Annotated in this window: 11 protein-coding genes and 1 tRNA gene; 2 read left to right on the top strand and 10 right to left on the bottom strand. The window is 54.1% G+C overall.

Annotated elements, in window-relative coordinates:
* Positions 1-159: 159 nt before the first annotated feature.
* A complete protein-coding gene (gap, locus tag KQX66_RS18710) occupies positions 160-1,164 on the bottom strand; it encodes a type I glyceraldehyde-3-phosphate dehydrogenase (RefSeq protein WP_010500417.1) in 1,005 nt (334 codons plus the stop codon).
* A gap of 99 nt (positions 1,165-1,263) precedes the next feature.
* Positions 1,264-2,292 (bottom strand): sugar-binding transcriptional regulator, encoded by a 1,029-nt coding sequence (locus KQX66_RS18705; protein WP_216794339.1) that lies wholly within the window; start codon positions 2,290-2,292, stop codon positions 1,264-1,266.
* A 309-nt stretch (positions 2,293-2,601) separates the two neighbouring features.
* On the opposite strand from KQX66_RS18705, the gene KQX66_RS18700 reads away from it, so the two are divergent.
* A tRNA-Arg gene (locus KQX66_RS18700) sits at positions 2,602-2,676 on the top strand.
* 122 nt (positions 2,677-2,798) lie between these two features.
* Complete coding sequence (gene clpP, locus KQX66_RS18695) at positions 2,799-3,380, top strand: ATP-dependent Clp endopeptidase proteolytic subunit ClpP (protein WP_054974995.1); 582 nt, start codon at positions 2,799-2,801, stop codon at positions 3,378-3,380.
* 170 nt (positions 3,381-3,550) lie between these two features.
* On the opposite strand, the gene KQX66_RS18690 is transcribed toward clpP, so the two are convergent.
* The 8 genes from KQX66_RS18690 to KQX66_RS18655 all read right to left on the bottom strand — a co-directional run bounded on the left by KQX66_RS18690 (position 3,551) and on the right by KQX66_RS18655 (position 13,210).
* A complete protein-coding gene (locus KQX66_RS18690; protein ID WP_216794338.1) occupies positions 3,551-5,419 on the bottom strand; it encodes a stalk domain-containing protein in 1,869 nt (622 codons plus the stop codon).
* A 187-nt stretch (positions 5,420-5,606) separates the two neighbouring features.
* Positions 5,607-5,876: an HPr family phosphocarrier protein gene (locus KQX66_RS18685; RefSeq protein ID WP_010500412.1), complete on the bottom strand. Its 270-nt coding sequence runs from the start codon at positions 5,874-5,876 to the stop codon at positions 5,607-5,609.
* Between the two features lie 258 nt (positions 5,877-6,134).
* Complete coding sequence (gene whiA, locus KQX66_RS18680) at positions 6,135-7,064, bottom strand: DNA-binding protein WhiA (protein ID WP_063179060.1); 930 nt, start codon at positions 7,062-7,064, stop codon at positions 6,135-6,137.
* A 6-nt stretch (positions 7,065-7,070) separates the two neighbouring features.
* The gene (locus tag KQX66_RS18675; protein ID WP_216794337.1) at positions 7,071-8,060 is read right to left on the bottom strand and encodes a gluconeogenesis morphogenetic factor MgfK; all 990 of its coding nucleotides are present in this window, start codon (positions 8,058-8,060) and stop codon (positions 7,071-7,073) included.
* Positions 8,057-8,956, bottom strand: coding sequence for an RNase adapter RapZ (rapZ, locus tag KQX66_RS18670; protein ID WP_216794336.1), 900 nt, complete (start codon positions 8,954-8,956; stop codon positions 8,057-8,059). Before rapZ ends, KQX66_RS18675 begins: the two co-directional genes overlap by 4 nt.
* Positions 8,957-9,275: 319 nt before the next feature.
* Entirely contained in the window at positions 9,276-10,226 is a 951-nt protein-coding gene (locus tag KQX66_RS18665) for an ROK family glucokinase (protein WP_216794335.1), read from the bottom strand.
* A 252-nt stretch (positions 10,227-10,478) separates the two neighbouring features.
* A complete protein-coding gene (gene trxB / locus KQX66_RS18660) occupies positions 10,479-11,426 on the bottom strand; it encodes a thioredoxin-disulfide reductase (RefSeq protein WP_216794334.1) in 948 nt (315 codons plus the stop codon).
* A gap of 35 nt (positions 11,427-11,461) precedes the next feature.
* Positions 11,462-13,210: a tetratricopeptide repeat protein gene (locus KQX66_RS18655; protein WP_216794333.1), complete on the bottom strand. Its 1,749-nt coding sequence runs from the start codon at positions 13,208-13,210 to the stop codon at positions 11,462-11,464.
* Positions 13,211-13,281: the final 71 nt, after the last annotated feature.

Below are 13,281 nucleotides of genomic sequence, written 5' to 3'. Positions count from 1 at the left end.
TCGTAGAGCGCTAGCGCGGTTCCTTTGAATTTTCGTTTCATCCTATTAAATATTGTTAAAAGAAACGAAAGTTCAACAGAACCCGGAGACACATCCCATTGCGTACGATAAGCGAGCTGTCTTTCAAGCAGTTTTCAGAACATCACCACAATTTTACCATTACAGACCTTTTTTCGCGATAAAGCTTACCAGATCGACGACACGGTTGGAGTAGCCCCACTCGTTGTCGTACCAGGATACCACTTTCACCATGTTGTCGCCGACAACCATCGTGGACAACGCGTCGATCGTGGAGGAAGCCGGGTCGCCGTTGTAGTCGCTGGATACGAGCGGCTCTTCGGAGTAGTTCAAGATGCCTTTCAACGGGCCGTTAGCGGCTTCTTTCAGAGCGCTGTTGACTTCGTCAACCGTTACGTTTTTGCTCAGCTCAACGACGAGGTCCGTAACCGATACGTTCGGCGTAGGAACGCGCATTGCCATACCGTTCAGCTTGCCTTTCAGCTCCGGCAGCACGAGAGAAACGGCTTTTGCAGCACCAGTTGTCGAAGGAATGATGTTTTCAGCGGCTGCACGAGCGCGGCGCAGGTCTTTATGCGGCAGGTCGAGCACTTGCTGGTCGTTCGTATAGGAGTGAACCGTCGTCATCATGCCTTTAACGATACCGAATTTGTCGTTAATAACTTTGGCGAAAGGAGCCAAGCAGTTCGTTGTGCAGGATGCGTTGGAGATGATCGTATGTTGAGCCGGATCGTATTTATCTTCGTTAACACCCATAACGACCGTGATATCTTCGTTCGTTGCAGGTGCGGAGATGATAACTTTTTTCGCTCCGCCTTTCAGGTGAAGCTCGGCTTTCTCTTTTGCGGTAAAGATCCCTGTGGATTCAACGACGATTTCAACGCCGTTTGCAGCCCAAGGAAGGTTTTCCGGATTGCGCTCGGCGAACACTTTAATCGTTTTGCCGTTTACGATGAGCGCGCCTTCGGTAGCTTCCACCGTAGCGTTCAGACGGCCGTGAGTCGTGTCGTACTTGAGCAGATGAGCCAACGTTTTTACGTCCGTCAAGTCGTTGATAGCGACGATCTCCACCTCAGGATTGCCAAGTGCTGCGCGGAATACGTTACGACCGATACGTCCAAAACCGTTAATACCAACTTTTACCATGTTGAAAGCCTCCTAGAAATGATTTGGTGTCCGCTGCTCCCGGCAAGGTTTCGTAGAATTACAACCGCGGCAGCGATATGTCAAGACAGGCAGAGCCCGTCAAGATAGCAAACGATTCACAACTTCCCAGGCAGCCGCCTCATCGGTGACCAGCACGTCCTCGTGACCGTGCTTTAATACCGAAGCGATCGACTCGCCCTTGCTTTTGCCTCCGGCAATTCCGATCACATGGTCCATGCGGTGAATATCTTCGATCCGCAGCCCGATGGTCGGCATCTTGTGCAAAATGTTCCCGTCCCGGTCAAAATAGTACCCAAACGCTTCCGCAAGCGCGCCGTCGCGCCGCAGGCTTTCGGTCGTCTCCGGGTCCACCTTGCGCCGTCTGGCCATTACCATAGCTTCTCCGATGCCGTGAACGACAATCCGCGCACCGCGGATGAAGGCGATGATCTCAGCAATGTGGCTGTCCTGCATCAGCGACTGATACGCTTCCTCGCCGAGATGGTCCGGCACGTGCAGCAGCCGATAGCGGCCGCCCGCTTTCTTCGCCATCGTCGAGGCGATCGTGTTCGCCTGAAGCTCGACGCTTTCCCCGAGTCCGCCGCGGGCCGGTACGAACCAGCAGCCCTTCATCGGAGTCGCCGGCGTCAAATGATAGGCCACTTCAGCCATCGTGGAGCCGCCGGTTACGGCAATGGTCTCGTCCTCGCCGACCAGCTTCCGCAAGACGGAGGCGCCGGCACGGCCAAGCTCTTTCTTCGTATGAGGGGAAACGTCCGAATCGCCGGGGACGATGATCACCTGCTTCAAGCCGAAGTGCGAACGTATGCGTTCTTCCAGCTCCGTCAGACCGAACAAGTCTTTGACGAGCGGTTCGAGCCGCTCCAGCAGTTCTCTGCCCGACACGCTGATCCGCATGCCGGAAGCTTCGACTTCGATCAAGCCCTGCTCCTTCAGAAAATCCACTTCCGCGCGGAGCACCCGCTCCGTCGCTCCCACCGACATCGCCAGCGTCCGACGGCCCACCAAGCCGGATACCATGATGTGATGCAAGATCGTATATCGCTTCTTCATGGTGTCAACCAGATCGGGCAAAAGCTGCTTTTGAATGTCGAGGATTTCTCTCATGGATTCACACCCGCTTAAGATTGCAGCTTAGTTGGACGTTTTTTGTCCCGGTGCTGCATTTTAAGTCCCACATACTCTAAAAAAAGTACTAAGTTGTTTTCACTTAGTGTCCCCATTATAACCCATTCTTCCCTTCGCATCAAGTGCCTTCGTCACCATTCGACATTCCGTCAGCGCCCCGGAGCCGCTATTCTTGCGGCAATTCGGCATGGAAAATTTTTTTATCGCCAAAAGGTTGCTTTTCTTGGGCTTATGGCTTATAATAAATTTTGCTGTCACTTACGAGACACAGCACACCAAATTGAATATGCGCCCGTGGTCCAATGGATATGACGTAGGCCTCCGGAGCCTGAGATCAAGGTTCGATTCCTTGCGGGCGCGCCATTTACACACCAATCAGTTTGTGCAAAACTGGTTTTTTTATTTCCTTGGTTTGACCTTTCTTGACCTTTGTTTGTTTTTCGTATATGATGGTTATAGTTTGAATATAAAGGAGGCTGCAGCCGATGAGTTTTATTCCAATGGTCGTCGAACCGGATGCAAGAGGAGAACGCGCTTATGACATCTATTCGCGTCTGCTCAAGGACCGGATTATTTTTCTCGGAAGTCCGATCAACGATGTTGTAGCCAATTCGATTATCGCGCAAATGCTGTTCTTGGCCGCAACCGATCCGGATAAAGACATCAGCTTGTATATCAATAGCCCTGGCGGCTCCATTACGTCGGGGATGGCGATCTATGACACGATGCAGTTCATCAAGCCGGACGTGTCCACGATCTGCGTTGGCATGGCGGCATCGATGGGCGCCTTCCTACTGGCCGCAGGAGCGAAAGGCAAACGTTTCGCTCTGCCGAACAGCGAGGTTATGATTCACCAACCGCTCGGCGGAGCCGAAGGCCAAGCCAGCGATATCGAGATTCGTGCGAAGCGCATCCTGAAAATGCGCGACAAGCTGAACACGATTCTCGCCGAGCGTACAGGCCAATCGTTTGAACGCATCGAGAAAGACACCGACCGCGACAACTTCATGTCCGCAGAGGAAGCTCAAAACTACGGCTTGATCGACAAAGTTATCGAACGCGTATAACCTTGATCCGGTCAGCACGAAAAGCCCGGCCATTCCACGGCGCATCTTTGGATGCTACCGTGCGAATGGCCGGGCTTTTTTGCATACAACGACTTGCGTCCTCCGCATTAGAAAAAAGGCCTTGCCCCGAACCGCATAGCGGCTGAAGAGCAAGGCCTTATTTTTTACCTTTATTCCGCCGCACGTTCGTCGAGCGGATAGAAGATCAGTTCGAACGGCAGCGCCGAGCCGGCCGGCGGACTGAATTCGATATCGAGCGAATCTTCTTTGCCCGTCGTTTTGGCCAGAATCTGCATGCCGTCGAAAGCGGTCATCACGCCGGATTGAGGAGCCAGACGGATATCGCCGTTAATTTTGAACGGTCCTTTGTATACGCCGCCCTTCGGCAAAATCATGACAGCCAACTTCCGAGGCTTATCGGCATGAATCTTATAAACGACGCCGTAGTTGCCGTCGTTCTTCACTTCCATCTTGCGCATCGGATCGTATCCCGGCTGGAACGGATCGGTAACTCCGTCGCCAATCAAGAGCCGTGACGGCTTCGTAAAGGAAGAAGCATCGATCTGCCACGTCATCTCAGACACCGGGAAGGAGCCTCTTACATGCCCCTCAAAAGGAAGCAGCGGCAGAGTCTGCGAATTTTGAGAAATTTCGCGGTCGGCCACGAACGAGAACTGCACTTTCCCGTCGGTCTCGACATCGTAGAACAAGTTAACGCCTTGATCCGGATAGAAGTCCGGCATTTGCTTGTAAATAAACGTTTGGTGAGCCGGAATCGTCATCGTCTCGTTGATCTGGTCGTTCATCAGGAAATCGACCGTCGCTTCACTGCCGATCAAGTTGGCATACACCGAAGGCCAAACTTCGCCTTTGTTCGTCGTTTTGATCGTAACCGGCTTGTCTGTCAAGTTTTTGGCGAGAATCGCCATGCTGAGCTTTTCCTTCGTTCCGTTGATGTGGTCGGCGTACAGACGGCCTTTGCCTTCCACTTCATCCTGGTACAGAACGCCCCGCTCCGTGAACGTCTCCGGGCTGTCGCTGACAAGCAGCTTGCGCGAACGATCTTCGCTTACCGTCTTCGGCAGCTGCGGCAGCTCCCAGAACGCACCCCAGAGCATGCTCCAATCGGTCTTAATAAACGAACCGACCGGCTTCCTGAAGATCGGATATTCGATCGCGCTCAGATACGTCTCATTGCTGATCACCAGATTGCGGGTATAGGTCTCACTCTTGTTGCCGTGAATATCCCATACGGTCAACGTAACCGGATACGTTCCCGGGGTGAAAAAGGCTTCCTGATTGCCGGTCCATTCATACCGCGCAATGCCTTCCGCATCCGGGTCATAGCTCAGATCCACGTATTTGACCGGTTCCCCGATCTTGTAGCTCGGCTGGGCGAACGTAAATTTCGCTACCGGATTCGAGTTGCCCCGATTCGGATCGAAAATGCCCGTCGGCGCCTTCACATGCAGCACTTCTACGCGACGCAGCTCGTTGTTGTACGTATATTTCGCTCCCATGTAATCGGCCAGCCAAGTCAGCTTAATCATCAGACGGCCGTTTACAATCGCCGCTACGTCGTCGAACTTCATCCAGTAGCCGTTAATCCATACCGACTTGTTGTCGATGTCGATCGTAATGTTGTGGCTCGGCGTCACCATTTCGATTTGGCGCGTCTTATCGTTCCATTCGACCTTCATCCCGAACGCATCGCCCAAAAACTTGGCGGGCACGAACGTCTTGTCCTTCAAAATCGTTGCAGGCGCATCCAGCTTCACCTGCTTGCCATTCAAGAAGGCATCGGGCTTATCGATATACAGCAGCACATAGGTGGTTCCGGACGACATCGGCGCCTCTTTCTCCGAGGCGGACGTCGACGACGCCTCTTTCCCCGGGGTGGACGACACCGGCGCTTCTTTTCCTGGGGCAGGCGACATCGGCGCTTCTTTCTCTGCGGCGGATGCCAGTGGCGCAATGCCAAACGACAGCAGCATGGCCATTACCAACAGAACGACCCATTCTTTCTTCAACGGCTTCATTCCCTCTACTCCTCTTTCTGCACTTCTAATGGTGCCCGATACAGAAAAAACCTTTTCCGGTTCAAAGACACGTCAAATTAGACGCATCAGCCCAAAAAAGGTTGCGCTTTATGAACAAGTATCATATGTGACAAAATAAGGAACGCCGCAAAGAAAAAAGCTTCCGGATCGGAAGCCCTGTGGCGGTTTATTGGTTTTCCAGCTCTTCCTTGCTGACCAATGTGACTAAAGCGTTTACAGCCTGTTCGGCGTCCGAACCTTCTGCACTTATGTGAACTTCGGTTCCCGTGCTGATAGCCAAACTCATAATGCCCATAATACTTTTGGCGTTGACCTTCTTCTCGTCCTTCTCCACAAAAATCTCCGAAGAAAACTTATTCGCTTCCTGAACGAAAAGCGCTGCCGGTCTGGCGTGAAGGCCTGTTTTCAACTTGACGACTACTGGGCGTCTCGACATGCAACCAATACCCCCTACAATCTTTAAATTCCTAAAATAAGGAAGGGCATAACGCCCTCAGCGTAAACGAATACATCGTCCTGCAGGACATAGACAAACGGTTTACCAACGATTTCGGCATTGAAGCGCAATCTGGAAGACAGTCTGCCCGAAACCGATTTAAAAAAAGCGATTTTTCAAACATTATATCATTTTTCGGCAGTTTGCACTAGAATTATTGCAAATTTACACAAAAAATCTATAATTGGCCGAATCTACTCACGATTTCCGCAGCTTTTCAGCCAATTCATCGATCTTGCGCAGCCGGTGGTTCACCCCGGATTTGCTTACTTTACCTTTCAGCAGATCGCCGACCTCTTTGAGGTTCATATCCGGATGCTTGAGCCGGATCTCCGCCACTTCCCGAAGCTTGTCGGGCAGGTTATCGAGCCCCACTTCCTTCTGCAGCAGCCGGATGTTGTCGATCTGCCGGACGGCGGCGCCGATCGTCTTGTTCAGATTGGCGGTTTCGCAGTTGACCAGACGGTTCACGGAATTGCGCATATCCTTCATAATCCGGACGTCCTCGAACCGGAGAAGCGCTTGGTGAGCACCGATCAGGCTGAGAAACTCGATGATCCTCTCGCCTTCTTTCATGTACAGGACGAAGCCCTTTTTCCGCTCGATGCATCTGGCATTCAGATCGAACTCGTTGGCCAGCCGCACCAGAGCTTGGCAGTGCTCCTCGTACATCGAATAAATCTCCAGATGGTACGACGACCCCTCCGGATTGTTCACGGAGCCGCCCGCAAGGAATGCCCCGCGTAAGTAAGCGCGCTTGCAGCAGTCGCGTTTAATGATCTCCGGCTCGATGCCCGGAGTGAACAAAAACCCTTCGGAGACGATATGCAGCTCCGACAACAGGTCCTGCACTTGATTCGGCACGCGCACGATATACACGTTGTTTTTTTTGAGCCGCATTTTTTTGCGGACGAGCAGCTCGGTATGCACCTTGAACGATTTTTTGAGCAGCGAATAAATGCGTCTGGCAATCGCGGCGTTTTCCGTCGAGATATCGAGGACGATCTTCTGGCTGGTCAACTGCACAGCCCCGTTCATGCGGATGAGAGCGGACAGCTCGGCTTTCTCGCAGCAGCGCTCCGACTCCATCATGGTCAGTTCTTTTTTCGTCTGGGCGGCGAAGGACATGGGAAATCACCTCTTCTTGAACATCCAGCTCTCCACCAGTTGATAAATATGTTGACTCAGCTTCTCGGCGTCATGACGCAGGTAAGTCCGGAACAGAACGAGCTGGTCGGCAATGACCTTATAGCCCTGCTTCGTCACTTCGTCCAAATCGAGCGGAACGATCTTGGCCCCCTGCTCGGCATACTTGCTCTGCACCTGCTCCGGGATGACTCCGTTGTTCACGATCACGTAATCGAACAGGTCGCTGCCGACGTGGTCGCGCACCGCTTTGAGATGGTCGCTGACCTTGTAATCGTCAGTTTCGCCCGGCTGCGTCATCACGTTGCAAATAAAAATTTTGAGCGCATTCGACTCGATGATCGTTTTCGCGATTTCCGGCACCAGCAGATTGGGCAAAATGCTCGTATACAAGCTTCCCGGACCGACCAGAATCGCGTCCGCCTCCCGAAGTGCCTCCAGCGCCTCCGGGAGCGCCCGAACGTCCTTCGGCTCGATGAACACCCGGCGGATCACCCCTCTTGCCTTCGGGATATTGGACTCGCCCTCGACAATCGAGCCGTCCTCCATCAACGCCCGCAGCACGATCGAGTGATCGGAAGCCGGAAGAACCCGCCCGCGCACGGCCAGCACCCGGCTTAGCTCGCGCACGCCGGTGACGAAATCGCCGGTAATGTCGCACATGGCTGCCAACATTAGGTTGCCCAAACTGTGGCCTGCCAATCCGTTTCCTTTATCAAAACGGTAATCGAGCAACTGACCGAGCAGCGGCTCTACGTCCGCCAGCGCAGACAAGACGTTGCGGATGTCGCCCGGCGGGATCATTTCCAGCTCCGACCGCAAGATGCCCGAGCTTCCCCCGTCATCGGCTACGGTGACAATCGCCGTAATGTCCACGGGCTTATGCTTTAGCCCCCGGAGCATGACCGATAGCCCGGTTCCCCCGCCAATGACGACGATGCGCGGAATGTACGTTTCCCTCTCCCGGTCAAACGTCATTTCTTCACCTCTACCCGGTCGCGTTCGGAATCGCGGTGGCTGACCCGGACGACTTCCGTTTCGCTATTGCCCATCATTTTACCGAGATATTCGGCAATCGCCACCGAGCGGTGTTTGCCGCCCGTACAGCCGATGCCGATGACGATCTGGCTTTTGCCTTCTTTCTTGTACTGGGGAACGAGAAAGTGGAGCATGTCGAGCAGCTTCGAAAGGAACTCCTGCGTTTCGGTCCACTTCATGACATATTCGTACACATCCGGGTCCTGCCCGGTATTGGGGCGCAGATTGTCCACATAATGCGGATTCGGCAAAAAGCGGACGTCAAAAATAAGATCGGCGTCGATCGGAATGCCGTACTTGAAACCGAACGAGATGACGTTGATCGAAATGCCGCTGTTTTCGAGGTTGGTGAACCGGGAAATGATTTTTTCCTTCAGCTGCGCCGGCTTCAGGCTGGACGTATCGATCACCTGCGTAGCGTGGCCTTTGAGCTCCTCCAGCAGCTTGCGCTCCTGCTGAATCCCTTCCAGCGGGGCTCCCGTCGGGGCCAGCGGATGCTTGCGCCGGCTTTCTTTATACCGCTGCACCAGCGTCGAATCCGTGGCGTCGAGGAACAAAATCTCGTGCGTCAGCGTGTAGTTCTCGCTCAAGTAGCGCAGCGATTCGGACAGTGAAGTGAAAAACTCTCTCCCCCGCAGATCGATGACCAGCGCAACTTTGCCGATTCGACCTTTGGACTGCTCGATCAGCTCGGCAAATTTGGGAATCAACACCGGAGGAAGGTTATCCACGCAAAAAAAGCCCAAGTCTTCCAAGCTCTGCACCGCAATCGTCTTGCCGGCTCCGGACATGCCCGTAATGATGACCAGCTTTCCGAGAGTTTGCATATCTTCCATGGCTGCTCCTCCTGAGGACGCTCCGTTCGGGTCTTTTCGCTGTCGCAGCAGGAAAGTACCTCCGGGTCCTGTTCAAATCGTGTTCCTGGAATAATAATAAAATGGTCGGAACACGATTTAAAAGGGACCACGTAAACTCTCCGGTATCTTTCCTGCTGCTTACGCAGACCCGACCTTCGCTATATATCTATCTGTTGGCGCTTTGCAATTTGCCGCGCCGATTGTTTATACGTGAAAATCCAGCCCGGGTTTCCGGGCTCCAGCGGGTGCCGGACCGATGCGCCGGCTTCATAAGCCGTGCAGGCACGTCAGCCTGCCTCTAGCCGTGCAGGTTGAGGCCCGCTGCGCCGACGACGCCGGCATCGTTGCCGAGAACGGCTGGGACGATGTCCACGCCTTCTTTAGCCGTTTCCTGGGCATGCTCGTTGTAATACTTGCGGATCGCATCGAACAGGATGTCGCCTGCTTTGGATACGCCGCCGCCCACGATAAAGCGCTGCGGGTTCAGAACGACGGAAATCGCCGCCATCGATTTGCCGAGATAAAGCGCGGCGCGGTTAATGATCCGCAGCGCTGTTTCGTCGCCTGTTTTGGCCGCGTCAAACACGTCTTTTGCCATAATGTTCTCGACAAGCGCCAGAGACGTATGCTCGCCCCGCTCCACGGCTTCTTTAGCCATGCGGATGATACCTGTCGCCGACGATACGGTCTCCAGACAGCCTTTCTTGCCGCAGCCGCATTCGATCGCTTCGAGGTCCGGCACGACAACCATGTGGCCGAGCTCGCCGGCCATGCCGTTGTAGCCTTGGTAGATACGGCCGTGGATAATGACCCCGCCGCCTACTCCGGTACCCAGCGTATAGCAGACGACATTCGGAATGCCCGCGCCTGCGCCGCTCCATGCTTCTCCAAGCGCAGCGACGTTGGCGTCGTTGTCGATTTTGACCGTTTTGCCAAGCTTCTCTTCCAGAATCTTCTTGACCGGCACGTTGCGCCAGCCCAGGTTGGGCGACAGCTTGATGAAGCCTTCGGGAATATCCATGAACCCGGCGATTCCCGCACCGATGCCGGCGACTTGCTCCCATTCGTATGGAGATTCGTCAACCAGCTTACGCACATACTGCGCGATATTTTCCAGCACTACCTCTGCGCCATGTTCGGTACCGGTCGGGCCCTCGTACGTTTGCAGCAGCTTGCCCTGCTCGTCGCACAATCCGACTTTAATCGCGGTTCCTCCCAAATCGACTCCTACATAAACACGTTCTCCCATACCTGTCGAATCACCTCGTACCTATCCGTTATCTATAAGCTCCTGTTCCAACTATAAGCCAACCTCCCTAGAAGGTCAAGATTAGCCAAGGGGAAGCCGAGCACTCCTCCAAGAGTGTGTCGAGAAAGTGTCAATGACCGCTTTCCGACCGTTTAATCACGGAAAAGTACCCCCGGAAACTTAAGACGGAACGTTATTTTTTTAAGCATGAAAAAGGCGCAGAACGCAGGGTTCCACGCCTGAATGGCGTTGTTAGAGAGACTTGCTCCAGTCATGCACCATATGCCCTTCCAGAAACTTCTCGCAGTCGAGCGCCGCCATACAGCCGCTGCCGGCCGCCGTAATCGCCTGGCGGTATTTGCTGTCCTGCACGTCGCCGCAGGCAAAGACGCCTTCGACATTGGTCAGGGACGTGCCCGGCTTGACCAGGATGTATCCGACTTCGTCCGTAACGATTTGCCCGCCGAGGAAGTCCGTGTTCGGCTTGTGGCCGATCGCCACAAAGATCCCGTCGGTTTCGATAATTTCCTCTTCGCCGGTCTCGTTATTTTTCACCTTCAAGCCGGTCACGCCCTTCTCGCCGGAAATAACCTCCAGAGGCGTGCGGTTCAGGCTCCATGTAATTTTCTCATTTTCGCGCGCGCGGTCCTGCATGATTTTGGAGGCACGCAGCTCGTTTCTGCGGTGCACCAGACGCACTTCCGTCGCAAAACGGGTCAGGAAGTTCGCTTCCTCCATCGCCGAGTCGCCGCCGCCCACGACAATGATCTTCTTGCCGCGGAAGAAGAAGCCGTCGCACGTTGCGCAGGTACTGACGCCGCGGCCGATGCTTTCCTTCTCGTTCGTAATGCCGAGCAGCTTCGCCGAAGCGCCGGTCGAGATGATGAGCGATTCGGCTTCAATATCGCCGAGGCCTTCCACGTTCAGCTTGAACGGACGCTTGGACAGATCGACCTTGTTCACCCAGCCCGTTTTAAACTCGGCGCCGAAACGCTCCGCTTGCTTCCGCATGTTGTCCATAAGCTCCGGGCCCATGATTCCTTCCGGGAACCCCGGGAAGTTCTCGACTTCGGTGGTCGTCGTCAATTGTCCGCCCGGCTCCGGTCCTTCGATGACGAGCGGGTTCAGGTTGGCGCGGGCCAAATAAATGGCAGCCGTGAGTCCCGCCGGGCCGGTTCCGATTACGATCGATTTGTACATAGAGGTTCCTCCTATCGCATCTTCTGATCTCTATATTAAGATTGAGACTCCATGCCGGTCAATTTTTTGAAAATGGCGTCCATTTTCTCTTTTAAACCGCAAGCATCGTCGATCAGCTTCGCATTCTTGCTCACCGTCGCCACCGATACCCCGTAACGCTGCGCCGCCTCCTGATAACTGATCGGACGTCGGTGCATCTTCGCCGTCAAATATTCCAGCGCGGCCGCCCAGCCTTCGACCTTGGTCATCTTGGGCACGTTCGGAAACACCCGCGATAAATATTCTACCCAAAGCGTCTGCAAATCGTACTGCTGCACCATATCGTAACGCCGGGCCATATGCCGCAGCGCCGTTTCCATGATGGTCTGCCACTTGCTTTCCCATACGGGAAGCCCCGGGGAGAATGGCGACGGCGCGACCGTCGTCGGCTTGCCATTCAGCATGGCATTCAGCGGCTCCTTCATCCCGATGCTGCGCAGCACGAAGATCGCGACCTGCTTCAAGTAATCGTCCTCGTCCGGCAGCATAATAAATTCCGTGAGCGCATCCTTCACTTCGTCGTCCGCAATCAGACCGAACGCCTGGATCACCTGCAGCTTCGTATCCCCGTCACCGTGACGTAATGCCCAGAAGAACGATGACCGGACAAGCGGATCGCGCTTCATATGCTCCGGCAGTCCGCCCTCGGCGCGCTCCAGCCCGCGAAATTGTTCCTCAAACGGCAGATGGTAGTGATAGCTGACCGGAGGCTTTCTCGTTTCCTCCCGGTGCTTATCCAGCAAGCTCAGATAGAACTTCGGGATTTCCGAGCCCGGATCGAATTTTTCCGCCTGCTTCCACTGCCGCTGAGCTTCCTCGTACCGCCCCGTATTGTAAGCGGCTACCGCAGTGTAATGGAATAAGCAAGGATCGAGACCCGCTTCGCCCGTTTTCAACAGCCGCTTGAACAGACGGAACGCTTTCTCGTGCTCGTTCAAGATTCCCATCGTTGTAGCCAGCTTGAATACGTGGTCCTGATGGAACGGATAAGTTTTTCGCAGCACTTCGAGCAATTCGGCCAGGCTCTCCCGGTCACCGAAATGCTGGTAGAAGATGGCCAGGTTGCAGAGCGCATGCAAATTGCCGGGCTCCATCACCAGCACCTGCCGGATCATGTCGACCGACTTGTCAAAATGCCCCATATAATAATATGCCAAGGCCAAGTTGTTGCGCGCGGCCATAAAATCGGTATGCTTGCTGATGATATTTTCCAGGAGACGTACCGCTTCGGAGAACTTCCCTTCCTCCAGCATCGAACGCGCCCGATCGTGATCGAACAAGCCTTCCCGGCTCTTGATCGTCGACAGCTTCGCAGGGCGGTCCAGCTCGTAGCTGAGCAGTTCCATCATTTCCTCGGACTCTTCCAGAAACTGTCCGGTCGGATCGTTCTCCAGGTAATGAATAATCGCTTTTTCCGCCGATTCGTAATTTTCCATATTGGCAAAATTGTTCGCCATATAGAAGTAGCATTCCGTCATCGTCGGATCGATCCGGTCCAGTACGTGCTGCAAAATGCGGTTGGATTCCTCGTAATTTCCCATCTCGGACAGCAGACCGGCCAAGTTGCAGTGATTGACCGGGTTTTCCGGCTCGTACTCGGCCGCACGACGAAAATATTTCAATGCCTTATCATAATGATAACGGTCCAAGGACTGAACGGCTTTTTCGAAAAAGAACGTGGCGTCCATTTTCATCGGTATGACATTGGTGCTGGGTTTCGGCAGCACACGTTTTTTCTTCTCCATAATTCAGGCACCTCCGTGACCCGTCCGGAATTACATGAGAAACCCGCCTGTGCATTTCAGAGCTTCATTTC

Origin of the sequence: Paenibacillus oleatilyticus, assembly GCF_018998565.1 — a bacterium.
In the GTDB taxonomy this organism is placed as follows: domain Bacteria; phylum Bacillota; class Bacilli; order Paenibacillales; family NBRC-103111; genus Paenibacillus_G; species Paenibacillus_G oleatilyticus.
The sequence above is the reverse complement of the archived record's forward strand: the minus strand, read 5'-3'. Positions and strand labels throughout refer to the sequence as shown.

Bases quoted from the DNA above. Each gene is read 5' to 3' on its own strand.
- gap (WP_010500417.1), bottom strand. From the start codon at position 1,164: ATGGTAAAAGTTGGTATTAACGGTTTTGGACGTATCGGTCGTAACGTA.
- KQX66_RS18690 (WP_216794338.1), bottom strand. From the start codon at position 5,419: ATGAAGCCGTTGAAGAAAGAATGGGTCGTTCTGTTGGTAATGGCCATG.
- KQX66_RS18675 (WP_216794337.1), bottom strand. From the start codon at position 8,060: ATGACGTTTGACCGGGAGAGGGAAACGTACATTCCGCGCATCGTCGTC.
- KQX66_RS18705 (WP_216794339.1), bottom strand. From the start codon at position 2,292: ATGAGAGAAATCCTCGACATTCAAAAGCAGCTTTTGCCCGATCTGGTT.
- trxB (WP_216794334.1), bottom strand. From the start codon at position 11,426: ATGTACAAATCGATCGTAATCGGAACCGGCCCGGCGGGACTCACGGCT.
- whiA (WP_063179060.1), bottom strand. From the start codon at position 7,064: ATGTCCTTCGCCGCCCAGACGAAAAAAGAACTGACCATGATGGAGTCG.
- rapZ (WP_216794336.1), bottom strand. From the start codon at position 8,956: ATGGAAGATATGCAAACTCTCGGAAAGCTGGTCATCATTACGGGCATG.
- clpP (WP_054974995.1), top strand. From the start codon at position 2,799: ATGAGTTTTATTCCAATGGTCGTCGAACCGGATGCAAGAGGAGAACGC.
- KQX66_RS18685 (WP_010500412.1), bottom strand. From the start codon at position 5,876: ATGTCGAGACGCCCAGTAGTCGTCAAGTTGAAAACAGGCCTTCACGCC.
- KQX66_RS18655 (WP_216794333.1), bottom strand. From the start codon at position 13,210: ATGGAGAAGAAAAAACGTGTGCTGCCGAAACCCAGCACCAATGTCATA.
- KQX66_RS18665 (WP_216794335.1), bottom strand. From the start codon at position 10,226: ATGGGAGAACGTGTTTATGTAGGAGTCGATTTGGGAGGAACCGCGATT.